This window comes from Natronobacterium gregoryi SP2 (assembly GCF_000230715.2).
In the GTDB taxonomy this organism is placed as follows: domain Archaea; phylum Halobacteriota; class Halobacteria; order Halobacteriales; family Natrialbaceae; genus Natronobacterium; species Natronobacterium gregoryi.
On the sequence record NC_019792.1, the window covers coordinates 2,159,816 to 2,183,206 of the forward strand.

The window sequence follows — 23,391 nt, forward strand, 5'->3', positions numbered from 1 at the left end:
AGCGGACGGCCGATGTGGCAGGGCAGCCACCGATCGCTCGAAACCGGCAACCGTAACCGGATCTGCCGACGACCAGAACGAAAAACCGAAAGCATGCGGCGGGAAACGATCGTTCAGCGGATTTGATAGACCGGACAACGCTTTTGTCGGTCGTCGTTGACAGCCCTGACGGAGATCAGCCGTGAACCGCACCCAATCCAGTCCAACGAGCGTCGAGCTGTGGATTCGTTCGTTCACCCCCGTTTCGACCGGTCCAACCCAGGAACGTGCACTCGAGCACATCGCCGTGCTCGAAGAGCAGACAGCACTCGAGACAAACGTCTGCATCTGGGGAAAAGAGATCGAGCAGACGGACTCGGACGAGACGCGGCCCGTACGGATTCCACAACTCGAGCGGATCGAACGACGCCTCGAGTCGTTCGAAGACTGGGCACGGCGTCGCGGACGGCGGCTCGAACCGTTTTTCCGCCGCCGTCGGATCGAATCGACGATCACGGACGAGACACACGAAGTCTGGCGACCACCGACGGTCGCACTCGCGGAGTTCGACGGTGAGGACCTCCATCACGTCGCTCCCTGTGTCGACGGCGATCGAACGATCGACGTTTTCGATCGACTCGAGACGCTGGCAGGCGATTCGAATTCGATGTTGTGGTTCGACGACGACCGACAGATCGATCCGGAAACGGAGTCAAACGCAGTGATCTCCGAGCAATCGTCACGCCGGTCGGCTTCGTTCGACAGCTACCTGGAGTCGCCCAACCCGGAGTGACGGTCTTGTCACACGCTCGCGGTCGGAGTTGCTGGAAACGAGGTGACGGGCAACCTATATGCCGATCAATACCATGGCTTCACATATGGCCAACGAATCAGTCACGACGAATCGCTCGCGGTGTCGAAATTGCGGGTTCGAAGCACCCGGTGGCGACGACGAGTGGCTGCGGCTCGAAGTGCCGAAACTGGGTCGGATGACGCAGTGTCCTCAGTGTGAGAGTACAGACATCATCACGGGACGGTGAAACCCGTGATATCAGCTAATTAGATCACTCTTCAACAGCACACTCTGAGCAGGGTGGCAAGTTGCATTGGACAGTCCTCGCCACCAGCTGTTCGTTCTTCAAACGCTCAGCTAGACAGTGTCGGACAGACTCTTGTCCGCTCCCTCCATAGGAGGGGTATGGATCACGAGCCAGCCGATACCGATCAGGACCTCCCCGAAACCGACGAGCAGTGGCGAGAGCGACTCGACGACGAGGAGTACCGTATTCTCCGCGAAGCCGGTACTGAAACGCCCTTTAGCGGCGAATACGTCGATCACAAGGACGACGGCAGCTACGCCTGTGTCGGCTGTGGTGTCGAACTGTTCGACTCCGAGACCAAGTTCGACTCCGGCTGTGGCTGGCCCAGTTTCTACGACGTCGACGACGACCGCATCGAGACGCGACCCGACACCAGCCACGGAATGCGCCGGACCGAAATCCTGTGTGCCGAGTGTGGCGGCCACCTCGGCCACGTCTTCGAGGACGGCCCCGAACCGACGGGGAAACGCTACTGTATCAACAGCGTCGCCCTCGAGTTCGACGAGGAGTAATCGACGAGCTCGCGACGCACCTGCAGGCAGCAGTCTTTTCGACGCCACTAATCTGTCGGACAGAACGACGTGACGGTCGGTCGCTCTGTTGTGGCCGTCACCGCTGGAGACAGCCGCGAATCCGCGACCGACTTCGTATTGACTTCTGTCCAACAGTATGACCCACCGCCAGCGATGTCGAACGACCGACCGGGGAAGAACTTTGACAGGGGATCATCGTCGAAATCGCTCAGGGCATTGCCCCCCTCTACGCCCTGAAGGACGTGGAATCCGGCCATCGGATTTCCGCCGAGCGTGGCGTTCGAGATTCCAACTCGCACTCGAGGGGAACCAGCCGCATCTCGGAAGACGCAGTCTTCTGACGGTCCGCGAGAGCTTGGCTCTCGCTTGATGGCGAGACGCTTCGCGTCTCGAACCACTTGTCCCCGCGGGTGAATCGAGTAAGTTGTATGACTGGTTCTCCCGTGTCGACGAGTTCAGTTGCGACGTGCGTTACAGGCCGTCCTCCGACGCAACTGCACGCCGTTGCGAGGAATGCCACACCGCTCAAAACGCGCGTCGTTGGCGTGGTGAGACGAGTGTTGTCGAGCCGTGGGGGAGCGACCGACCCTCACCGACACAACGGGTGGTCGGGTGTTACGTCCAACCGTCCCGTTTCGGGGAGCACCGAGGGAATTACATCCGCCTGCGATGGCACGCCCAGTTTTGCACGTGCGGTCGAAACGGTGACGCCTCGGAGTTTGTCCCCAAGGTACTTCCCGCAGACGGTCCCAACGGCCCGGCGACCGAATTAAAAACAGTGCCGTCGGTCACGTCCAGTCGATCGGCCACGACGAGTGACGACATCTGACTCGAGGCACTGACCAGTCCCGGTCCAGCCGTCGACCGCTGCGTCGAACCGCCCCATACGGCCGGGTTCGACCCACCTGTGCGGGCTCGGCCCGCCACTACGTCACACGGGCCGCAAGTGCTCACAGTCACCCGCCGTCACCGAGGCTCGCTCCCCGTCGTCTGTCTCGACGACGAGTGCGCCACTCTCCGTCACGTCGACCGCCTCGCCGACGACCTCACCGCCTGGTCGGTCGACGCTGACGCGCTGGCCGATCGTCGCTGCCAGCTCACGCCAGACCGGGACCACCGCCTCGAGGTCGGTCCGATACCGATCGAACTCTTCCAAGAGCCGCTGGACGAACCGCCGACGGTCGATGTCGCCGGCCTCGGCACGGATACTCGTTGCCCCCTCCGGAAGATCGGCAGCGTCTACGTTCGCGTTGACGCCGATCCCGACGACGAGCCACGAGACTCGATCCGTCTCACCCTCCATCTCGGTGAGAATTCCCGCGAGCTTTCGATACTCGTTTCCCACCCCGGGGAGAATCACGTCGTTTGGCCACTTGATCCCGGCGTCGACGCCGGCCTCGCGGACCGCTCGAGCGGTCGCGACCGCTGCAGCCAGCGTGTACAGCGGTGCCTGCGCGGGCGCGATCGACGGCCGGGTGACGACGCTGGCCCAGACGCCACCCGACGGTGCCGCCCACGCTCGCTCGAGTCGGCCTCGGCCGCCGGTCTGTTCGTCGGCGAGGACGACGACGTCCTCGTCGCCGGCGGTCGCGCGCTCTCGCGCACGATCGTTCGTACTTCCGACGGCATCGTGGTACTCGATTTCGAACGGTGCCTCGAGCCTAAACTCGACCGCTGGGCCGCTGTAGGCCGCAATCTCTTCGAGGCGGTAGCCAGTCGGCTCGCTCTCGATTTCGAACCCGGCCTCGCGGAGCGCCTCGACGTGTTTCCAGATCGCCGCCCGCGAGATTTCGAGTGAGTCGGCGAGTTCCGGCCCCGAGGCTGGGCCGTCGGCGAGTTCCTCGAGGATCGCGTGTCGCGTCTCGTTCATACGCGCTCGAGGGGTGCGCTCGTACTTCAACCTGGTTACAGCGCTATCGAGGGGCTATGCAACGCCAAGCAGCGACAACCCGCCGACGGTCGCGCCGACGAGCGCGACCGTCCAGGCCGCCAGTCCGACGGTAAGCCACGCGAGAGTGACGCGGCCGTTCGAGCCGGCGACTGCGGCCAGCAGGGCTGTCAGGTGGATTCCCGCGAGAATCGGGCCCGCAAACGCGAGCCCGGTAAGCCCGTATCGTTCCCAGACGCGGCGTGTGCGATCGTAGCGATCACTCGAGGCGGTCGGGTCGGAGCCGGTCCGTCGTCGCCACCACGCGGCGATGCGCTGGTGGGCCACGACGATCGACGCGACTGCCGCCGTACTGCCGGCAAACGCGGCGAGACCCGTGAGAATCGGATCGAGACCCAGCCCGATCGCGACCGGGATCACGATGAACGGTTCGACTGCCGGCAGCATCGCGAGCACGAAGACAAGCAGGTAGCGGCCGAACCCGGTCGCGCTCTCGAGTGTCGTTCCGACGTCGACGAGTGCTGGCAAGAGCGTCATGGAGGAGCTCTCCGCCATCCGGCGGAGCTATTGAAGAATCGAACTGATGGGAGTGTCAAACGGTTTTCGGTCCAGCCGCGATCAGTCCCGAATCTCTCGCAGTTTCTCCCGGCCCGGCGCGATCAGTTCGTCGAGGTACGTCGCCAGCGTCCCCTTGGCGTCTGCCGGATGGAGCTCGCCGGACTCGAGGTCCGCAGCCAGCGATTCGTACTCCCCGTAGGTGAGGTCGCCGCCGTACTGTTCCGGCCGTTCGACGACGATTTCGTCGAACCGCGGGAAGACGTGGTACTCGAACAGTTCGAGCACGGGATTCTCGAGGTCTCCCTCGGGGTCCCGCGTCGGGGGACAGAACGCCGAGTTGACCTTCTCCTCGAGGTCCTCGGTTGCGTCTTCCATCGAGATCGTGACGCCCTCGCTCGAGGACATCTTCCCCTCGCCGCTGGTCAGATCGGCGACGATCGGAGTATGTAGCGCGGGTCGGACGTCGTAGTCCAGTTCGGGGAGTTCTTCGCGGGCGAGCATGTGGACCTTCCGTTGGTCGAGTCCGCCGACGGCCAGGTCGAGGTCGAGGTACTCGATGTCGAGCGTCTGCATCAGCGGGTAGACGACGTGGCTCACTGTCGCGGTCTCGCTGCCGGCGATATCGGCCATCGCCCGCTGGGCGCGGTTGAGCGTCGTCGCGAGCTCGAGTTGGTGGAGATCGAGGGTGTACTCCTCGTCGAGTTGGAACTCCGAGCCGTAGACGAACTCGGTGTTTTCCTCCTCGAGGCCGTAGGCGATGAACTGTGCTTTCATCTGTTCGGCTGTCTCACGGATCTCCTCGAAGGTCCCTTTGCCGTTGAGGTACGCGTGGACATCGGCAAGCAAGACGACGACTTCCATGCCGGCTTCCTGGAGGTCGATGAGCTTGTTCGCCGTCAGCAGGTGCCCGAGGTGCAAGACGCCGGAGGGCTCGTAGCCGACGTAGACCCGCTTTCCGTCGGGATCGCCGGCCAGTTTGCGCACCTCCTCCTCGGTGACGACCTCCTCGGCGTTTCGCGTGATCAGGTCGTAGGTATCCATCACTGTTCGTGTGGAATCAACGGACGGATTTATGCGTTTGTGAATGCCGACCGGGATGCGACAGACTCTCTCGGTCGGCATCCGTGTCGCTCACCGACCGATCGTCCCCTGGCGTGGCACCGGCGCATCGGGATCGATCACGAAGGGGACGACCGTCGTCTCCTCAAGCGCGGTGAGCGTCAGCTCATCGTCGCCGACGACTAGTGGCGGGCCAAGCCTGAACTGATGGGTCGAATCTGGCGGTGTGGCTCGATTCGACCCGTCAGTCGACGGTTGGGACGGTACTAGCCGCTGCTCTCGCTCGTCGAACCGGGTTCCGTCGGCCTCGAGTGCACCCCCGAAGACGCGAAAGGAGACGTCTCGATCCGCGGCATCGGGGAGATCGACGCTCGAGTCCGACTCGAGACAGACATCGAAGCAATCGACCGCGTTGTGGACGGCAAACGGCGCGTCCGACCTCTCGAGATCGAAGCGATGTCGCCACTCGCCGGCCACCGGGTCGGGGAGTGTCCCGTGCTGATGTTGGGCCTCGAGGTCGAGGCTGTGTGGACGGACGAAAATCTGTAACAGCCGCAGCGGCGGATCGTCCGGGAGTGTCTGTTTCTCGTGCCAGAAGTCCGTTCCGCGTCCGTGACGAGCAGGTGTCCGGGACCGGTGACGAGCTGGTTTCTCTCTCGGTCGTCGTGGCGCATCACGCCGGTCGGCACCCAGGAGACGATTTCGTCGTTCCGGTGAGGTGCATCGAGATCAGTGTGGCCGGACCCAGAAACGACTCGACGACCGTCGCTAGCAGCCCGTGGCCGTGATCGTCGTGAGCGAGGAGGAGTCGCCTGAGACGTTGACGGAGGTGCGAAAGAGCCGTGCTCCTGGGAGACGCCAGTCGGCGGAGCTTCGTGCAGTGTCGCGGAGCCGACTGACGTGATGTGACAGCGACTGCGGCGACCCAGTTACGTCCGCGGTATCCCTGGTTACAGCAGGTGACACCGGCGTCCGTTGCAGGACGAAGAAGATCAAAACGGCTTTAGCACGGACTCGGCGCGGTCGCGGGCGGTGCCGATCTTGCCGCCCAGTTTCGCTCCGTCGGCGTCTCTCGGTGCGTTCGAGAGTGTGCCTCGGTACCGCTCGCAGAAAACTGTCTCGAGACGGGCTGCTTACGGTCCGGTGGCCCGGTTGTCACTGTCTGTTCGCGGGCACGGGGTGTCCGCTCACGTGGTCCGACGAACTACCGTTCGTCGCTATCGAGCACGCGGATCTGGTCGCCACGCACCGTCACGGGGATCGGAACCGTCGCTTCGTACAGCTCGACGGTGACCTGGTCTTTGCCTTCGTCGATGCGCTGGACCTGGGCCTTCTCGCCTTTGAACGGACCGGCGATGAGTTCGACGAGGTCGCCCTCGGCGATCCCCTCGACGTCCGGCTTCGGCGAGAGGAAGTGTTCGACTTCCGAGATGTCTGACTCGCCGGGGACGATACTCTGTGCGTGAGGAATGTCGTCGAGCACCCGCTCGAGCACGGCGCTTCCCTCGGATTCGACCATCACGTAGGAGGTCAGCGAGTCCGGCGCGAGCGCGGCGTGAATCTCAGGTTCCTCGCGGTTGATGATCATGCCGGCGACCGTGCGTTCCTGACTCGCGGTCGTCTTGACGGCGTAGATGCCCATCAGAGGCCACCACCAGCTCCACCGGTCAGCACGAGCATGATCGCGCCGATGACGAACCCGATGAACCCGACGAGTAGGATGCCAGCACCGGCGATCTTCGACACTTGAAGGAACTCGTTCGTCGTCGGTGTCGTCGCCATTTTCAACACCCTGACGTACGAGGTGAGGTCGTACGGAACGTCCATATATACATGTTCACAACGCGGGGCCTTTTATCTGTCTTTCGTGTTTTCTCGGCGATCCGACGCGATCGCGTTCGTTCCGCGACGTTGCAGGCGACGGCCCGTTCCCCAAGCCGATCGCGCCCGTCCCGTCACGTATGGCCGAAGACGACACCGACCGAGTCGACGAGTACGAGGCCGAACGGGACGCCGAAATCGAAGACGAACTCGAGCGCATCGGCCGCGATCCCGACGAGGTAGACGCCGGAGACGACGACCTGGGAACCCAGAACGCGCCGCGGGCGGACGCCGAGGAGATCGAGGACCTCGAGGACGCCGAGGAGAAGATGGGGGACGACCTCGAGAACGAACCCAGCTGATCAGGGGAGGTCGACGTCCGGCCGCTCCTCGAGGGCCAACTCGACTGTCTCTCGATCACTGTCACGAACGACCTCGATCTCGATCGTCTCGCCAGGGGACGTCTCGAGTGCGAGGTACGACGAGAGTCGGTCTTCGTTCGGGATCTCCTCGCCGTCGATTGCGACGATCACGTCCCCGCCGACCGGGACGGGAGCGCCGTCGACGACCGTCACGCCGTCGGCTGGCTCTAAGACGCCGTCGGCAGGTGACTCCGGCGTGACCTGCCGGACGACGACGCCACCGGCCTCCGCGAGGTCGTTCGCCTCGGCGATCTGTGGACCGACGGGCTCGAGGCCGACCCCGAGGTAGGCGTGCTGGTACTCGCCGTCCTCGACGAGTGCCGGAACGACGCGATCGGCGAGTCGTGCGGAGATGGCGAACCCGATCGTCTGCCCCGCACCCGCAAACACCACGCCCAGGACGCGACCCTCGAGGTCGACCAGCGGGCCACCGCTGTTGCCGGGGTTGACTGGGGCGTCGGTCTGGATGGCAGCGGGAATCGAGAACCCGGTGGGGCTTGGCAGCGAGCGGTCGACGCCGCTGACGATCCCCTGCGTGATCGAGGCGTCGAGGCCGAGCGGGTTCCCGAGTGCGACGACTTCCTGGCCGACCGAAGGGTCGGTGTCGGCCAGCGAGAGACCGTCGACGGGATCGGGTAGCTCCCCGTCTACCTCGACGGCGGCGAGGTCGCTGTGGACGTCGGTTCCAAGTACCGTCCCTGTCCGCCACTGTTCGTCGGTGAACTGGAGTTCGACCTCGGCTGTGGCCTGGACGACGTGGGCGTTCGTCACGACGACGTCGTCGACGACGAAGCCGGAACCGAACCCACCGGGGGTGTCCTCGCCGGCACCGGCGGCGACGAGGACGACCTCGTCGATGCTGTCCTCGTAGAGGTCGACGTACGGGCCGTCGCCGGCGAGTCCTTCCGTCTCGTTCCCTGTTCCGTCGTCGGTCTCGTCGTCGAGCGTGGCACTCCAGCCGCCGATCCCGAGGCCGGCCGCGGTCGCTGCGGCCGTCTGGAGGAGTCGTCTGCGGCCGAGCTGGTTCGGAGTTGGCGTCACGCGGAGTTCCACCCCGACGAGGGGTATAAAACCGGCACCAGCAGACCCATCCCGCTGATTCCCACCCGGACGTTGCCGGCCGACGCTTCTTGCCTCGAGCGCCCGATAGTGTCCCAGTCGATGAAGTACCCGCCGCTTCGGGACTACGGGATCGTCGGCAACGACGACCGGTGTGCCCTCGTCAGCAGAGACGGATCGATCGACTGGTGTTGCTTTCCCCACCTCGAGGACGAAAGCGTCTTCGCTCGGATTCTCGACGTCGACCGTGGCGGCCACTTCGCCGTCTCTCCGGCCGCCGAGTACGAGTCGAGCCACCGCTATCGCGACCGGACGAACGTCCTCGAGACGACCTTCGAGACGACCACTGGGCAGGCGACGATCACCGACTGCATGCCGATCAGGGACGGTGACGCGGGCGGCGAAGACTTCCAGCAGGCGTTCTACCGGCTCCTCGAGTGCGATCGCGGGAGCGTCGACCTCGACCTCGCGTTCGCACCGCGGTTCGACTACGCCCGGACGAAGCCGGCGTTCGACCACGTCGAAGACGGCGTGATGGCACGCGGCGACGACGAGTCGCTGTTCCTGTCCGCCGACGGCGCGCTCGGAGACGACCTCGAGGTCGCCGACGCCGACGCGACCGTTACGGCCAGCGTCTCGCTCGAGGCCGGCGAGAGGTGTTGGACGGGCATCCAGTACGGCGGTCGTGAGCCGCTGGCGTCGATCGATCTCGAGGAGACGCTCGACGAGACGACCCGGTACTGGCGCGACTGGGTGTGCGAGACCTGCGACGCGGTCGATTCGATGCCCGAACGCTGGACCGAGATGGTCGTTCGCTCACAGCTCGTATTGAAGCTCCTGATCCACCACGAGACGGGAGCGATCCCCGCCGCTGCGACGACGTCGATTCCGGAAGAGATCGGCTCCGACCGGACCTGGGACTACCGGTACAACTGGGTCCGCGACGCGAAGTTCACGGTGCAGGCGTTACACGACACCGGCCACCAGAAAGAAGCCCGACAGTACTTCGACTGGTTCGCCGACATCGCCCGGACAGAGCCGGCCGACATCCAGCCGCTGTACGGCCTCCACGGTGAGGCCGACATCACCGAACGCGAACTGGCCCACCTCTCCGGGTATCGGGACATCGGCCCGGTCAGAATCGGCAACGGCGCAGCACCCCAGCGCCAGCTCGACGCCTACGGGACGATCGTCCAGGCCGTCTACGAGACCGTCCAGTTCGACGAGTCACGCGAACTCTCGGAAGACGAGTGGGACGCGATCCGCGACATCGTCGACTACGCCTGCAAGCACTGGGAGGAGCCCGACCCTGGCATCTGGGAGTTTCGCGACGAACATCGTCACTTCCTGCACTCGAAACTACTGTGCTGGGTCGCACTCGACCGCGGGATCGCGCTGGCGACCGAAAACGACCTCGAGGCACCGCTCGAGGCCTGGAACGACGACCGCGAGGCGATCCGCGAGGCCATCGAAGAGCGTGGCTTCAGCGAAAGGGCACACAGCTTCGTCCAGCACTTCGAGACCGACGAGGCCATCGACGCGACCGCACTCTTGCTCCCGATCTACGAGTTCCTCCCGGCCGACGACGACCGCGTCCAGGCGACGATCGACACCGTCATCGATCGGCTGACGACAGACGACGGGCTCGTCCTCCGGTTCGTCGACACCGACGTCCGGCGCGACGAGGCGGAGGCGTTCGTCCTCTGTTCGTTCTGGCTCGTCGACGCACTCGTCCTCTCGAACCGCCTCGAGCGTGCCGAGGAGTACTTCGAGAACGTCCTCGAGTGTGCCAGCCCGCTCGGACTCTACTCCGAGAAGATCGATCCCGAAGACGGCCAACTACTCGGGAACTTCCCACAGGCGTTCTCCCACCTCGGGCTGATAAACAGCGTGACGTATCTCGCGCGGGCACTCGAGCACGACGGCGACGTCCGACCCGAGGATTTCCACCCCGACAACGTCGAAACGCTGTTCAGGCGGGGGGACCGTCCCGAACCGTGAGGCTGTCGGCTCGAGCGGCAGATGCGAAAAACGGGCTGCAGACGACGGCTAGCCCCGCGACGGCGTCGGGAAACCGCCGTCGACGATGCCACCACGATTCCGGGTTTCGCCCTCGGTTTCCTCGTCAGGAGAGGGAAGTCCGGGATGCTGGGCACGGGAACCGCCTCCGTTCGGAGCTAGTCGCTCGAGCCGGGAACCCTCACTCGAGGTAGCCCAGTCCCCGGAGCTGTTCGGTGATCTCCTCGAACTCGGCTTCCGTGAGCTGGCCTTCCTTCTGGTGCTGGATGACGATGCTGCGCAGCAGGAACCGGACGAGGTCGCTCGTGCTCTGGAAGCTCGTCCCCTCGATCGTCTCGTCGACGCGGTCCGCGAGGTCTTTCGGGATCGAAACCGTCGTATATTCCGTCATACCCGTGGTTGGGTCGCGGCTCCCCAAATGCGTGTCGACGGGACGGTGACAGTTAGTTAGCGGAAGCCCATGACTTTAGTCGTGGGTCTGAGCGATAGGCATTTCCGAGTATTCAATGAAAACAGCAGGCTGGATTTCACATGTTATAGCGAATTATTCTCTTCAAGACGTTTTGCTCCCTGGAGCAACATTCCTTTCCACGTCACGCCGTGCTTTTTCTTCAATTCCTTGAGTTGCTCGTACTGTTCCTCGTTGTCCATTTCGACGTATACCCTTTGGGTATCTCCCATACATACCCATACTATACCCAACCTTCTTAGTGTTCTGTCTCCATACGACTACACGTGATGCAGCGCACTAACACGTTCGAGGTACGCCCTCTATCCGTCAACGACGAGGAGCTACTTCTCGACGTGTTAGATGCGTCCGCTGCACTCTGGAACGAGGTCAACTACGAGCGACGCCAGAACTTCTTCAACGGCGAATCCGTTTGGGAAGTTTCTGATTATCGAGAACGCTACAAAGACGTTCTCGGCAGCGCAACCGCTCAACAAATCATTCGGAAGAACAAGTCGGCGTGGAAGTCCTTCCTCTCGCTCAACGAGAAATGGAAGGACGGAGACCTCGACGAGAAACCCTCGCCCCCAGGTTACTGGGGAAACGAGGACGACGGTCGAGAACTCTCCACGCTCATCCGTAACGACATGTACTCGGTAGAGTTCGGCGACCGCTCCCGACTCGAAATTCCAATCGGAAGCAAGCTGAAAGACGAGTACGACTACGGGTACTACGAGCGGTTGCGCTTAGAAGTCGCTGGCGAGCCAAAGTGGACTGGCGAGCAAGGCCGCCTCGAACTCACGTACGACGAGACCACCGACACGTTCAGAGCAATTCAACCCGTAGAAGTTCCTGATTCTGCGCGGGATTCACCACTGGCTTCAGAAGAGGCTGCTCTGGACATCGGTGCGAACAATCTGGTCGCCTGCACTACCACTGCAGGCGACCAGTACGTGTACGAAGGGCGGTCCTTGTGCGAGCGATTCCGTGAGACTACGGAAGAGATAGCGCACTGCCAGTCCTTGCTGGACGACCAGCGTCGGACGAGCAAGCGCATCGACCGCTTGTACGATAAGCGGACGAAGCGTCGCAACCATGCTCAAGACGCTCTCGTTCGAGACCTCGTCGAACAACTGTACGAAGATGGTGTGTACCAACTCTACGTTGGCGACCTCGGCGACGTGCTGGAAACGCACTGGGTTGCCGAGGTCAACGAGAAGACACACAATTTCTGGGCGTTCGGACGCTTCGTCCAGCGTCTCGAAAGCGTCTGCGAGGAGTATGGTATCGAGGTCTGTGAAGAGTCTGAAGAATGGACGACCCAACAGTGTCCAAAGTGCAACGAGCGAGACAATACTCATCGAAACGAAGACTATTCTCGGTGCAATGAGTGCGGTTTCGAGGGACATGCCGACCTTGCTGCGAGTCGAGTGTTCCTTGAAAAAGAGACGAGTGAATCGGTCGGGCTGATGGCTCAGCCTGTGTGCTTCGAGTGGGACGACCACGAATGGTCGGAGGTATCATACTCTCCCGTCAGGGTAAGTCCCAAAGAAGCTCACACGAACCAGAGTACCTACGTTGTAGGGAAACTTGCCTCTGTGGATTCAGCATAGCCTGAAATCCCAGCAGAGGAATCCCACGGCTTCAGCCGTGGGAGGAAGTCAAGGGTTTCGTAGCGGTTTTTATACCCGACTGTCAATAGGGAGCTATGGGAGTCCGGCCACCATCGAACGGAGACGACGACGAACCCGAGAGCGTCGAGTTCGGCATCGCTGCCGTCGACGCTCGTCTCAAGCACGCTGATCTCTCTTTTCCAGCCTCGAAAGACGACGTCGCCGCCGAACTCGGGAACGAACGCATCCCGTACGACGTCCACGGCAACGACGTCTCGCTCGGCGAGATGCTCGCAGAAGTCGAGTCGACGGAGTTTCGCTCCCGTCAGGAACTGCTGAACGAACTCCACGAACCGTTCGAGGAGTACCGCCGGGAACACTCCGGCGGCGTCTTCCAGCAAGTACGGTCGATGCTTCCGTTCTAGCGGTCGTCGTCGGTCTCGCCCGCCTCGCGTCGCTCTCGCGTGATCTGCTCGAGGCGACGACGCTGTTCGCGGTGCAGGGTGACGAACATATCCGAGAGCACGCCGAACATCAGCAACTGGACGCCGAGCAGGATGCCGGCCGCGGCGACCACCGCCAGAATCTCGTGGCCCTGACCGTACTGGACCCACTGCCAGAGGACGTACGCCGCGACGACGCCGCCAGCGGCGATGCCCGAGACGCCAAGACTCCCGAAGTAAAACAGCGGGTTGTTGGTCTTGGCAAGCGAGTACAGCGCGAGGATGATCGTCCCACCGTCCCTGATCGGGTGGAGGTTCGTCTCCGACTCTTCGGGTCGGGCGCTGTAACTGATCGGGACGACCGTCGTGTCGATGCCGTGTTTCACACACTCGACGGCGAGTTCGGTCTCGATCGTGAACCCGTCCGAGTCCAGCGAGAGTCGCTCGAAGGAATCGGCCGTGAACGCGCGATACCCCGAGAGGATGTCGTCGTAGTCCGCGCCGTGAATAAAGCGAAACGAGCGGTTGATCATCCGGTTCCCGAAGCCGTTCAGCGCGCGCATCGCGTCGTCGTCCATGTCTGCAAAGCGGTTGCCGATCACGTGCTCGTAGCCCCTCGAGAGCGGCTCGAGCATCGTTTCGGCGTCCGTGGGATCGTAGGTGCCGTCGCCGTCGAGCATCAGGACGTAGGGAACGTCGATGTAGTCGACGGCCTCGCGAACGGCCTGGCCCTTCCCGTCGCCAGACTGGACGAGGACGGTCGCACCGTGCTCGCGGGCGATCTCCTGGGTGTCGTCCTCGGAGCCGCCGTCGATGACGACGACGTTCCCGTAGCCCTGTTCGTGGAAGCCGTCAATCACGTCGCCGACCGTGGCTGCCTCGTCTAGGGTGGGTATGAGGACACACACCTCTTCGGACGAAATCTCGCGCGTCGTCTCGGCCTCGCTCATGGCGATGACCTCCCCGCCACGGTCCGAGTGCGCGAGTGTTCCGTCATTTTCCATCGCCAGTCACTCTCTCGTGGGGCTGCAAAAGGTTACTGAAAGCCGTCGTGGGACCGATCGATGGTCTCTGCTATAATAAGGCCACACGTGCAAACGGACACGTATGGGGACGAAGACGGTCAGTATCCGGGGCGACGTCTACGAGCGACTACGCGCCCGGAAGCGCGACGACGAGAGTTTCAGTGCCCTCCTCGAGCGGCTACTCGAGGAGTCCGAACCCGACTGGGAGGCGACGTTCGGAACGCTCTCGAGCGAGGATACAGGGGGCCTCGAGGAGGTCGTCGCTCGAGTGCGGGCTGAATCCGACAGGGGACACATCGATCGGCAGCGTGGTGCACTCGAGGCGTTCGGTGAGGTGACCGACGAGGAAACGAATAGTGAGTGATTCGTCTCTGGTCGATTACGAGGGCCCTCGCCGACGTTTTTGTGGATGAGAACGAATACGTGTCACGTGAGCAGGGAGATCACCATCTCGGAAGACGTGTACCGGGAGCTGAAACGGGAGACGGAAGATCGGAGTTTCAGCGACGTCATTCGAGACCACCTCGAGGAGGGACGGCGGCTCGCCGACGTCACGGGTGAGGGAGTCCTCGACCGGAAAACGCACGGCGCCGTCGAGGACGACGTTCGAGAACTGAGTCGTGGAACGCTCTCGAGGGTCGACGAGCGGTGAAGTTTTGTGACGCGTACTGCCGTTACCAGGTCAGACCCTCGTACACTTCGAGGTCGTCCTCGTCGATGTCGACGCGCCGGCCGTCGACGAGGACCGCCCGGCGCATCCCGTCGAACGCGAGGTCGTCGAACTCCGGCCAGTCGGTCGCGACGACCGCGCCGTCTGCCCCCTCGAGTGCCGCTTCGGCGGAGTCGGCGAACTCGAGATCGAGGTCGGGATACTTTTCGCGGACGTTGTCCATGGCGACGGGGTCGTAGGCGACGACCGTCGCGCCCCGGCTCTCGAGGTGCTCGAGAACGTCCAGTGCGCGGGACTTCCGGATGTCGTCCGTGCCCGGCTTGAACGAGAGGCCGAGAACCGCGATGCGGGCACCCTCGAGGTCGACGTGGTCCGCGAGGAGAGCGACGAGCCGACGCGGCTGCTCGTCGTTGACCGCGACGACGGCGTCGAGCAGGTCGGGGTCGTACCCCTGTTCGCGTGCGCCCGCTCGAAGTGCAGCGACGTCTTTCGGGAAACAGGAGCCGCCCCAGCCCAGCCCCGAGCGCATGAATCGCTCGGAGATGCGGTCGTCGAGGCCGACCGCCGCGAGCACCTCGTAGGCGTCCGCGCCGTACTCCTTGGCGACGTTGCCGAGTTCGTTGACCAGCGAGACTTTGGCGGCGAGGAAGGCGTTGTTCGCGTACTTGATGAGTTCGGCCTCGCGGACGTCGGTCTCGACGAGGTGAGTGCCGTCGTTCCCGAGAATGGGCGCGTAGAGCCCCCGGAGAGTGGCGGCCGCCTCGTCGGTGCGGGTGCCGACGACGACCTTGTCCGGCTCGAGGAAATCGCCCACGGCAGTGCCCATCCGGAGGAACTCGGGGTTCATCGCGACCTCGAGTCCCTCGTCGAGGTGCATGCCGGCTGTCTCCTCGAGGATCGGTGCGACGACGTCCTCGGTGGTGCCGGGAAGGACCGTGCTCTTGACGACCACGAGGTGGTCGCCGCCTTTGTCGGCGAGGGCCTCACCGAGCATCTCCGTCCCGGCACGCATCGGCGCGAGGTCCAGGCTGCCGTCCTCGCTTTGGGGCGTCGGGAGACAGAGGATGGTGACCTCGGTGTCACGGACACTGGCGTAGTCCGTGGTCGCCCGGAGGCTGGTGCCTGCGTTGTCGGCGATGCGCTGCTCGAGGCCGGACTCGTGGATCGGCGCTTCGCCCGCGTTGATCGTTTCGACGATGTCTTCGTCGATCTCGACGTTGACGACGTCGTGACCCAGGTCGGCGAGGCAGGCGGCGACGGTCGTACCGACGTAGCCGCTGCCGACGATAGAGACGTTCATACGGGGGAAGTGTGGTGGTAGAAGGTAGACGTTTTGGGTTCGGAGCGAAGCGATTTCGCTACCAGTGAATCGATGCTCGAGAAAAACCGCGTTCGGTAGCGGACGATCAGTCGTCGACTTCGATCTGGGAGGCTTCGATTTCGTCGCCGTTCTCGAGTCGCTGTTCGGCCCGGTCGCGGTCCTCGGGGTAGCCGACATCGATCCGCCAGCCGTCCATGCGGATGGCGTCGATCGTGCGACCGGACTGGATCAGCAGGTCGATCGCGTCGGGGAGCTCGTACTCGCCGCGGTCGCTCGGTTGCACGAGATGACAGGCGTGGAAGATCGCCGGCGTGAACGTGTAGAAGCCGGTCATGACGAGATTGGAGGGTGGATCGTCGGGTTTCTCCATCACCTCGACGATCTCGCCGTACTCGTTGGTGTCGAGGACGCCGTACCGGCTGGCTTCCTCCCAGGGGACCTCCTCGACGAGGAACGCGGCATCGGCGCGGTCTTCCTGCTGGCGATTGATGACGTCGCCGAGATTCGACCGGAAGACGTTGTCCCCCAACATCAACATGAAGTCGTCGTCGACGTGTGGCTCGGCCTGGAGAATCGCGTGGGCCAGTCCGAGCTGCTCGCGCTGGTGGGTGTAGGTGATCGGCACACCCTCGTACTCGTCGCCGTAGCGGTCGATGATCTGTTCTTTCTGGTAGCCGACGACGACGATGAACTCGCTTGCGCCGACCTCGAGGAGGTTGTCGAAGACGTCCTCGATGAGCGGTTTCCCGTCGACCTCGACGAGGACCTTCGGCTTGTCCTCGGTGAGTGGCCGGAGGCGTGTTCCCTTGCCCGCGGCCAGTACGACTGCTTGCATGTCCGATACGTTTCGACCCGGAGCTATATACTTTGTGAGCAGCGCACTCGAGTGAATCCATCCCGTCTCACCAGTGACCGAATCGGGATTCCTCGTCGACTCATACGGCTTGCTGTATTCAATTACCGCCGATTGCCAGAACGGGGTCGGCGATCGGCGGTAAATAGTTACAGCAATCCGTCTCATACGGTTTGCTGTCTGTCAGTTCCGGCGCGTCCGCGAGTCCGCCTGCGGTCGCACCGGTACATCGGGACAGCAGCCCGTCTCACTCGTCGATCTCGGGCCACTCGCTCGAGTCTCCCGGACGGTACGGAATCGTCGCCTCCGGTCCGTACAGCAGCAGTCCGAGCTGACTCGTCTCGGCCCTGATCTCTCGACAGCGACGTCGAGCCTCCCGGTGCGTCTCCTGAGAACGAGGTTTGCCCCCGATCTCCGCCGACGGGTCGTGGAGCCGCTCGAGCATCGCGTCCGTGAGTCGCTCGAGGGTCTCGAGGGCGTCACGGATCGAATTCACGTCGGCGGGGGGTCTAGGGGTATAGTTGTCTGGCGTCGGTACGTTCCGCCGGACGGGAGTTTTAGCATCCCGCGAATCGTCGTTCGACATGGCTTCCAGGCTGGTTGCGGAAGCTTCTCGCGGACTCGGTGGTTAGGTCCCTGGGTCCGCGATTTTGCGACTCCACTACCGAGCGAGCCGCGCATAGCGTCCGTGTCAGGTGATAATGATCTGCTTTGATATAAATTCTACTACGAACGTAGTTTTTAGAGGACTACGTACGTTATTTGATCATCAGTGGATAGTACTGATTTTTCCGTTTTGCCGATCGGACATCGTAAATAGATGGTTGAGCGGGTTCCCTGGATGGCTCCTGTCGACTACGAGATCATGCTTTTCTTCGACGAGCACGCGATACAGGTCTCTCCGCGAGTTCTCGCGGCGAACATCGGGTACGACCGCCAGTACGTGAGCAAACGCTGTCGGACCCTCTCGGAAGCAAGATTGCTGAACGCCGTCGACACTGGCCTGTATCAACTGACGGAAACCGGAGTGGCATATCTCGAGGGGGAACTCGATGCGGACGACCTCGAGAACGCCGAACCCGAGTAACGGCCCGGAGCTATCGCTATCGTTGCTATGCCGATTCGACCGTTAGAGCTGGTTTACCCTCCGATACTGTGCAGTTAGTTACCCGCCAGCGGAACGTCGACCGGAAGGTTCTTCGAGTGAATCCATCCCGTCTCACCAGTGACCGAATCGGGACTCCTCGTCGACTCATACGGCTTGCTGTATTCAATTCCGGCGCGTCCGCGAGTCCTCCTGCGGTCACACCGGTACATCGGGACAGCAGTCCGTCTCACTCGTCGATCTCGGGCCACTCGCTCGAGTCTCCCGGACGGTACGGAATCGTCGCCTCCGGTCCGTACAGCAGCAGTCCGAGCTGACTCGTCTCGGCCCTGATCTCTCGACAGCGACGTCGAGCCTCCCGGTGCGTCTCCTGAGAACGAGGTTTGCCCCCGATCTCCGCCGACGGGTCGTGGAGCCGCTCGAGCATCGCGTCCGTGAGCCGCTCGAGGGTCTCGAGAGCCGCACGGATCGACTCGGTGTCGTCGAGCGGTGCGGACGTGTCCGCCGGCGTCGATGCGTCCTGTCGGACGGGAGTGTCGGTCTCCCGCGAGTCGTCGTTCGCCATGGTTTCCAGGGTGGACGGAAGCGTTTCGCGGACTGGATTTTGGCCGAGTCCTTTCGGAGCGTACGCGTTGTGCTTGCACTGTCGCTTCCGTATACGTCACCACATCTTCAATGCACTTATAGACTAGCGTATTTATGCTAATACTGGATACGGGATGAGCTATTATATCCGGGGACCAGTCCAAATTAATGTTCGTCAGTGGGACGACACCGTCGAATGCGTCCTCGGCCAGAGTGGATGTCGTTGAAAGATGGGCTCATCCTCGAGTTCCTCGAAGAGCACGATCTCGAGCTCCCCGCGAAACCGCTATACCGGAACCTGAATCGACACGGACACGAGATCGGATACTCGACCGTTCGACAACGATTAGGCGAACTCGAAGACCACGGACTAATCGAGAAAGTCGACGACGCGGGCTACTACCAGATAAGCCAGAAGGGTCAGGCATATCTTGCGGGAGAAGTGGCTCTCAGCGATCTCGAGACCAACGGCGATGCGTAACGCCGGCAGTTCTCTCAGCTACCCGCCAGCGGAACGTCGACCGGAAGGTTCCTCGAGACGGTCGTTCGGAACGTCCTCGAGATGGCGAGCAAAACGAGGAAGTAGACGGCAGCACCGAGGCCGACCAGCGAGACGACGAACACCTCGTTGTAGGCGGCGACGGGATGGGTTTCGCCGACGGCTCGAGCGCTGTAGACGACGATCCCCATGAACAGGGCGGCGAGGATCTGTCTCGAGATTTCGCCGACTGGGACTCGGAATCCGACGTGGCGTCGGGTGTAGTAGAAGCTACAGACCAGTCCGATTGCAGCGGAGGTTGCTGTCGCGATCGCTGCGCCGATCCATCCGATGCTGTAGACGAGTGCAACGTTAAGCACGAGATTGGCCCCAATGAAGACGGCGTTCGCTCGGAATGCGAGGTCGGGACGGTCGATCGCGTTGAGGGTATTAAGCAGCTGTTTGTTATAAGAGTAGGCAAGGATACCGAGAAGTAGAATCGTCAGTACGTGGGTGCCGATGCCAAACCCCTCACCGTAGAGCAACATTAGACGTTCTCCAAGAATTTCTGCGCCGACTACCCCTGGAATTAGGAACAGGCCCGCATAAGAGAGCGCGTCGTTTGTGAGTGCCCGAACCATGTTGACATCACCAGAGGAGGATTGTTTGCTTAATTCGGGAAACAGTGTGCTTTCCATTGCATCTCCAAAAGTGTCTAAGAACTTTCCGAGAGTATATGCAACGGAGTAAATCCCTACATATCCAGAAGAAACAAACGCACCGAGTACAAGAATATCCATCTCACTGAACGTTTTCTTCCGCATACTTCCGAGCCAGGAAAATTTCGCGAAATCGAATAACTGACTAAAATGATGGCGTTTCGGAACTACGACTGTAGGCCGGACGATCCAGAGTCCGATAATAGCAATTATGAGTGTCCCGAGTGCATGGCCGGCAAGCATACCGGAAAGTCCCCAACTGAGTGCCACAAGAACGACCATACTGACGCTCCTACCAACCTCTTTCAGCGTAAATAGTGGTGCATAAACGTGGATTCGGTGGGTCCCCTTGAGTGCAGAACTAACTATATTCTTAAGTATCGACACTACTAGCAATACGATTACAAACTCAGAAACTGGTTGTCCAACATAGGCGTTCACTTGGTCACTAAATACAACTATTGCGATTATAACGGGTAGTGTGAGCGATATTTTGGTAATAAATCCTGCGGCAAGATACTCGTTTGGCGCTTCTCCTTCACTCATTCGCTTGATAATTGCCTGTCCGAACCCCACGCTCTTTACGAGCCCGAGCCAGGAAACGAGCGCGAGAGTGATAGCATAGAACCCATAGATGTCTTCTCCCAACGTCCGTGTAAAATATATCGTTGCCAAAAACCCGATGACAGAGGCAGCGACTTTTGAAATGAAGTAAATAACCGATGTCTGTCCAAGACGCATCTCTGACTACCCCAGGATAATTGTCTATCTGGAATAGGCCTTTCTATAGACGTGGGACGTAACCTATGAAACAGAGGTGATCGACTGGTGCCACTAACCAGAGAGTCCGGCAGTGTCTTTTGGAACGCAATCTTGGAGATCAGGATGATCTGAATACAGTAGACACTCGTCACGAACGCCGTCGATTGACCTTGCAGCCCGGTATTCGTCACGCACGCGCTGCCATGCCGAGTGACGTGACAGTACCTGAATTGGTACTGCATCTATGTCAGCAACTTTGGCTATGGCTAGTCGATGCGCGCCACGATATCTATGGATGAGCGCTCCTTCTCGGCCGATACAGACGCCGACCTCGTTCATCGCCGGAACGGGTGCATCCATATTCTTTAGCCGTGTCTCTTCTGGATTCGTAGCTTCCAGACTGGACTGAGATCGGTAGCCATCTTGTCCGATCCGTCTATACAATTCATCCATTTCAGAAAAGTACTGGTCAAGCTCTGACTGGCTACTTCCAGCACGAGTTGATTGACCTCGGTGAATTCGGTCAGACATCTTCTGATAGTACTCTGTCTCGTCCCACGACGCTCCACCATTGAAGCGTTCCTCGAACGACTTGTAGATTGTATTGTCCGATATCAGCTCCAGATTCTGGTCCCAGTCTCCACTATACACGCGGCCGAACCGTCGAAGATGAGACGCTCGTCCAGAAATTTCGTACTGGATGCAGTCTGGATCTACCCATAGTAGCTTGAGAGGGTCTGCATCGGTGTATCGGTCGGGGGATAGTCTGTGAGCGGTAGCAGTGTACTTCCTTACGAGTTGTTCTGTCCACGGCGTAAACCCTATTAGTTTGTATCTGGCTTCGCCGCTGGTGACGAAGCTCTCAAATCCATCCAATAGCCCAGATACACCGCCAGATCGTACTCTTTCTGCAGCTCGAACTATCAACTCGTTCATTCTACCTTTGGTTGATCATCTGTCTCAGAACCAGTCTCAACAACCGATTCGATTGCCGGATGGTTAATTAATGTTAGTATTCGGTCTGTACCTCCGCTAGATTTATCCACATCCTTCCAAGAAATGGCTGGGATAGACTGAGTCTTTTCTTTTTGGGTAGTAATCTGATCGTTTACAGCTAGATATTTCTCTCGAGCAAAACTCTTGTCCGGCCAGGGACCTTGCGTCCGATGATCGTCGGGTTCGGACGAGAACAGTAGTCTTCTGACGCCGCTCCAGTGTCGCCACACGTATCGAACCGGGAAGCTTCGGTCGAGTGGCGTTCGGGTTCCCGCTCGAGGGATTGCGGCGAGATCGGGAGCGAGTTTCGCGATCGCCTTGTTCACGATCTCCCCGCGGAGGCGATATTCGATCGGAATCTGGGTCTGCAACGTCACGAGTCGGCGGTCGAGAAACGGATTCCGGTATGGATGCGTCTGGACGTACGAGAAGTGATGGAACGCCGACCAGGCGTTGGTCAACGGATACACGTAGTTGTAGAGAGCCAAATCCTCGAAGCTGTCGTACTCGACGTTTCCGAGCTCGACGTTGTCTTCGTCGACGTGACACGCGTTCGAGAGAATGTCGTGCAGCGAGTCGTCGGTGGGAACCGTCTCTGGGTTACCGGAGCGGAACGTACCGTTGTACGTCGGCCCGAAGTAATAATCGTCCGTATCCGACAGGATATCGATCGTCTCCTCGAGCGTGTCGACTGCCTTGTAAATCGGTATTTCGGCCGCCTCGCCCGTCCCCGGAATCTTCAACTCGAACTGTGGCACTTTGCTTCGCCCATACAGCGAGTCGGCTAGATGTCCGGAGAAGATCACGTCGACTTCCTCACGCAACTCCTCGTCGAATCCGATAACGTGTCCCTGCGTATACGCTCCGTTCAGGTTCGAATACTGTATTCCGTCGTCGAGAATCGACGGATAGTGGTCGGGCTCACGTTCCAACAGTAGGAATTCGTTCCCCGAGGTGTCTGCGACCTGTTTCGCCACCCGAGCTTCTTCGTTCAGCCAGTCGTTCATGTGGAGTCCGACGAGGGGTTCGTCGGTGGCCGCGACGAACAGCCGCGAGTCACTCCCACCACTGAGCAAGACGCCGTAATCGCCGTCTTCGCGCATCCGATCCTCGAGAGCGTCGGCAAAGCGCTCGGCGAACTCGTCGACGTACTCCTCGAGTGGTTTCGAGACGGGGGCGTACGTCGGTGTCCAGTAGGTTTCGGTACGAAGCTTCTCGCCGGTTCGTGCGTCGAACTGAACGATCGACGCTGGTGGCACCTGTCGGACGTCCTCGAAGACTGTTCGAATCCCGAAAACTCTCTTGTAATGCATAAACTCTGCGACGCGATCTTCCGAGAGTCCAGCAGAAAGCGGTGCCAGTGGCGTAATCGAACTCGAAAATGCGATGCCATCACCCGTCGCGACGTAGTACAGCGGGCGCGTCGACAGGTGATCGGTAAACAACGTCAGAGTCTCTTCGTCGGGTTGATAGACAACTCCACAGCATTCCCCGTTGAGTGTAGTGGGAAACTGTATCCCAACTTCACCGTATCGACTGACACAGTACTCGGCGTTCGAGATGCCAGGGGGCTTCGGCGAGTAGTTATCGGTTGAGCCGTGTCCGTACACGTCCCCCCATACCCAGATGAGTTCTCCGTCATCGGTCCGGGCCGGCTGTGTCTCGTTCAGAACGGTATGGTCGACGGTATGCACTGCGATAGTTTCTTTCGAGAACTCCCGTGCCACGTTCTCTTCTCGAGCGGGAAGATGGTCGCCGTCGACGAGTCGACGTAACGAGCCAGTACCCCCACAAATACCGACCATTTGTTGCTACTGAATCAGTTGTACGAATAAGCTTTGCTGAACGAGCCCCCCCACTCTCGAGAGTTCGCGTATTGGTTGACGAACCGGCTGCTCTACCGCCAGCCATAATCACGAGGTTAAAGAACATACG

General features: G+C 61.0%; 27 protein-coding genes and 2 pseudogenes. 11 read left to right on the top strand and 18 right to left on the bottom strand.

Annotation, left to right across the window (positions count from 1 at the left end; genetic code table 11):
* Positions 1-181: 181 nt before the first annotated feature.
* From NATGR_RS10795 to msrB, 3 genes are all read left to right on the top strand, one after another.
* Entirely contained in the window at positions 182-772 is a 591-nt protein-coding gene (locus NATGR_RS10795) for an HTH domain-containing protein (RefSeq protein ID WP_005579264.1), read from the top strand.
* A gap of 85 nt (positions 773-857) precedes the next feature.
* The gene (locus NATGR_RS19925; RefSeq protein ID WP_005579266.1) at positions 858-1,019 is read left to right on the top strand and encodes a hypothetical protein; all 162 of its coding nucleotides are present in this window, start codon (positions 858-860) and stop codon (positions 1,017-1,019) included.
* Between the two features lie 158 nt (positions 1,020-1,177).
* Entirely contained in the window at positions 1,178-1,591 is a 414-nt protein-coding gene (gene msrB / locus NATGR_RS10800) for a peptide-methionine (R)-S-oxide reductase MsrB (RefSeq protein WP_005579268.1), read from the top strand.
* 952 nt (positions 1,592-2,543) lie between these two features.
* Here the strand turns inward: msrB and NATGR_RS10810 are convergent.
* From NATGR_RS10810 to NATGR_RS10835, 6 genes and pseudogenes are all read right to left on the bottom strand, one after another.
* Positions 2,544-3,482, bottom strand: coding sequence for a biotin--[acetyl-CoA-carboxylase] ligase (locus tag NATGR_RS10810; RefSeq protein ID WP_005579272.1), 939 nt, complete (start codon positions 3,480-3,482; stop codon positions 2,544-2,546).
* 54 nt (positions 3,483-3,536) lie between these two features.
* A complete protein-coding gene (locus tag NATGR_RS10815; RefSeq protein WP_049887861.1) occupies positions 3,537-4,037 on the bottom strand; it encodes a small multi-drug export protein in 501 nt (166 codons plus the stop codon).
* An 81-nt stretch (positions 4,038-4,118) separates the two neighbouring features.
* Entirely contained in the window at positions 4,119-5,099 is a 981-nt protein-coding gene (locus tag NATGR_RS10820) for a tyrosine--tRNA ligase (RefSeq protein WP_005579278.1), read from the bottom strand.
* 90 nt (positions 5,100-5,189) lie between these two features.
* Positions 5,190-6,022 (bottom strand): annotated as a pseudogene (locus NATGR_RS20655) (pirin family protein).
* Between the two features lie 299 nt (positions 6,023-6,321).
* Positions 6,322-6,759, bottom strand: coding sequence for a transcription elongation factor Spt5 (locus tag NATGR_RS10830; RefSeq protein ID WP_005579280.1), 438 nt, complete (start codon positions 6,757-6,759; stop codon positions 6,322-6,324).
* A complete protein-coding gene (locus NATGR_RS10835) occupies positions 6,759-6,944 on the bottom strand; it encodes a protein translocase SEC61 complex subunit gamma (RefSeq protein WP_005579282.1) in 186 nt (61 codons plus the stop codon). Before NATGR_RS10835 ends, NATGR_RS10830 begins: the two co-directional genes overlap by 1 nt.
* Positions 6,945-7,078: 134 nt before the next feature.
* Between NATGR_RS10835 and NATGR_RS10840 the strand changes: the two genes are divergently transcribed.
* Entirely contained in the window at positions 7,079-7,300 is a 222-nt protein-coding gene (locus NATGR_RS10840) for a hypothetical protein (RefSeq protein ID WP_005579284.1), read from the top strand.
* Here NATGR_RS10840 and NATGR_RS10845 read toward each other — a convergent pair whose 3' ends face one another.
* Entirely contained in the window at positions 7,301-8,401 is a 1,101-nt protein-coding gene (locus NATGR_RS10845) for a S1C family serine protease (RefSeq protein ID WP_015233580.1), read from the bottom strand.
* 120 nt (positions 8,402-8,521) lie between these two features.
* Here NATGR_RS10845 and NATGR_RS10850 point away from each other — a divergent pair, with 120 nt between their 5' ends.
* Entirely contained in the window at positions 8,522-10,420 is a 1,899-nt protein-coding gene (locus NATGR_RS10850; protein ID WP_005579289.1) for a glycoside hydrolase family 15 protein, read from the top strand.
* A gap of 199 nt (positions 10,421-10,619) precedes the next feature.
* Here NATGR_RS10850 and NATGR_RS10855 read toward each other — a convergent pair whose 3' ends face one another.
* Positions 10,620-10,829 carry a ribbon-helix-helix domain-containing protein gene (locus NATGR_RS10855; protein ID WP_005579291.1) on the bottom strand — a complete coding sequence of 70 codons (210 nt, stop codon included), beginning with the start codon at positions 10,827-10,829 and terminating at the stop codon, positions 10,620-10,622.
* Positions 10,830-10,972: 143 nt separating this feature from the next.
* Positions 10,973-11,119, bottom strand: coding sequence for a hypothetical protein (locus NATGR_RS19930; protein WP_005579292.1), 147 nt, complete (start codon positions 11,117-11,119; stop codon positions 10,973-10,975).
* A gap of 57 nt (positions 11,120-11,176) precedes the next feature.
* Here NATGR_RS19930 and NATGR_RS10860 point away from each other — a divergent pair, with 57 nt between their 5' ends.
* Entirely contained in the window at positions 11,177-12,499 is a 1,323-nt protein-coding gene (locus tag NATGR_RS10860) for an IS200/IS605 family transposon protein TnpB (protein ID WP_005579294.1), read from the top strand.
* 95 nt (positions 12,500-12,594) lie between these two features.
* Positions 12,595-12,924 carry a DUF5789 family protein gene (locus NATGR_RS10865; protein ID WP_005579297.1) on the top strand — a complete coding sequence of 110 codons (330 nt, stop codon included), beginning with the start codon at positions 12,595-12,597 and terminating at the stop codon, positions 12,922-12,924.
* Here the strand turns inward: NATGR_RS10865 and aglJ are convergent.
* Positions 12,921-13,946, bottom strand: a complete 1,026-nt coding sequence (aglJ, locus tag NATGR_RS10870) for an S-layer glycoprotein N-glycosyltransferase AglJ (protein WP_005579299.1) — start codon at positions 13,944-13,946, stop codon at positions 12,921-12,923. The two genes, NATGR_RS10865 and aglJ, sit on opposite strands and share 4 nt — an antisense overlap.
* Before the next feature lie 103 nt (positions 13,947-14,049).
* Here aglJ and NATGR_RS10875 point away from each other — a divergent pair, with 103 nt between their 5' ends.
* Both NATGR_RS10875 and NATGR_RS10880 read left to right on the top strand, forming a co-directional pair.
* Positions 14,050-14,331 (top strand): antitoxin VapB family protein, encoded by a 282-nt coding sequence (locus tag NATGR_RS10875; protein ID WP_005579301.1) that lies wholly within the window; start codon positions 14,050-14,052, stop codon positions 14,329-14,331.
* A gap of 66 nt (positions 14,332-14,397) precedes the next feature.
* Positions 14,398-14,619 carry an antitoxin VapB family protein gene (locus NATGR_RS10880; RefSeq protein WP_005579303.1) on the top strand — a complete coding sequence of 74 codons (222 nt, stop codon included), beginning with the start codon at positions 14,398-14,400 and terminating at the stop codon, positions 14,617-14,619.
* Positions 14,620-14,641: 22 nt separating this feature from the next.
* Here the strand turns inward: NATGR_RS10880 and aglM are convergent, their stop codons facing one another.
* The 3 genes from aglM to NATGR_RS10895 form a co-directional block, all read right to left on the bottom strand.
* Positions 14,642-15,937 (bottom strand): UDP-glucose 6-dehydrogenase AglM, encoded by a 1,296-nt coding sequence (gene aglM, locus NATGR_RS10885; protein WP_005579305.1) that lies wholly within the window; start codon positions 15,935-15,937, stop codon positions 14,642-14,644.
* 106 nt (positions 15,938-16,043) lie between these two features.
* Positions 16,044-16,793 carry a UTP--glucose-1-phosphate uridylyltransferase AglF gene (gene aglF, locus NATGR_RS10890; RefSeq protein WP_005579307.1) on the bottom strand — a complete coding sequence of 250 codons (750 nt, stop codon included), beginning with the start codon at positions 16,791-16,793 and terminating at the stop codon, positions 16,044-16,046.
* Positions 16,794-17,058: 265 nt separating this feature from the next.
* The gene (locus tag NATGR_RS10895; RefSeq protein ID WP_244860872.1) at positions 17,059-17,307 is read right to left on the bottom strand and encodes a hypothetical protein; all 249 of its coding nucleotides are present in this window, start codon (positions 17,305-17,307) and stop codon (positions 17,059-17,061) included.
* 324 nt (positions 17,308-17,631) lie between these two features.
* Here NATGR_RS10895 and NATGR_RS10900 point away from each other — a divergent pair, with 324 nt between their 5' ends.
* Positions 17,632-17,898, top strand: coding sequence for a MarR family transcriptional regulator (locus tag NATGR_RS10900; RefSeq protein ID WP_005579310.1), 267 nt, complete (start codon positions 17,632-17,634; stop codon positions 17,896-17,898).
* Between the two features lie 247 nt (positions 17,899-18,145).
* On the opposite strand, the gene NATGR_RS10905 is transcribed toward NATGR_RS10900, so the two are convergent.
* On the bottom strand, positions 18,146-18,481 hold the full coding sequence (locus NATGR_RS10905) for a hypothetical protein (protein WP_005579311.1): 336 nt from the start codon (positions 18,479-18,481) through the stop codon (positions 18,146-18,148).
* A gap of 237 nt (positions 18,482-18,718) precedes the next feature.
* Between NATGR_RS10905 and NATGR_RS10910 the strand changes: the two genes are divergently transcribed.
* Entirely contained in the window at positions 18,719-18,982 is a 264-nt protein-coding gene (locus NATGR_RS10910) for a winged-helix domain-containing protein (protein WP_005579313.1), read from the top strand.
* A 14-nt stretch (positions 18,983-18,996) separates the two neighbouring features.
* On the opposite strand, the gene NATGR_RS10915 is transcribed toward NATGR_RS10910, so the two are convergent.
* From NATGR_RS10915 to NATGR_RS20235, 4 genes and pseudogenes are all read right to left on the bottom strand, one after another.
* Positions 18,997-20,439 (bottom strand): oligosaccharide flippase family protein, encoded by a 1,443-nt coding sequence (locus NATGR_RS10915; RefSeq protein ID WP_015233584.1) that lies wholly within the window; start codon positions 20,437-20,439, stop codon positions 18,997-18,999.
* A gap of 93 nt (positions 20,440-20,532) precedes the next feature.
* Positions 20,533-21,336 (bottom strand): hypothetical protein, encoded by an 804-nt coding sequence (locus NATGR_RS19430; RefSeq protein WP_139222395.1) that lies wholly within the window; start codon positions 21,334-21,336, stop codon positions 20,533-20,535.
* A 56-nt stretch (positions 21,337-21,392) separates the two neighbouring features.
* Positions 21,393-22,769, bottom strand: a complete 1,377-nt coding sequence (locus NATGR_RS10925; protein WP_231990886.1) for an asparagine synthase-related protein — start codon at positions 22,767-22,769, stop codon at positions 21,393-21,395.
* A 57-nt stretch (positions 22,770-22,826) separates the two neighbouring features.
* Positions 22,827-23,261: pseudogene (locus tag NATGR_RS20235) on the bottom strand (asparagine synthase-related protein); the annotation flags it as partial.
* Positions 23,262-23,391 lie beyond the last annotated feature (130 nt).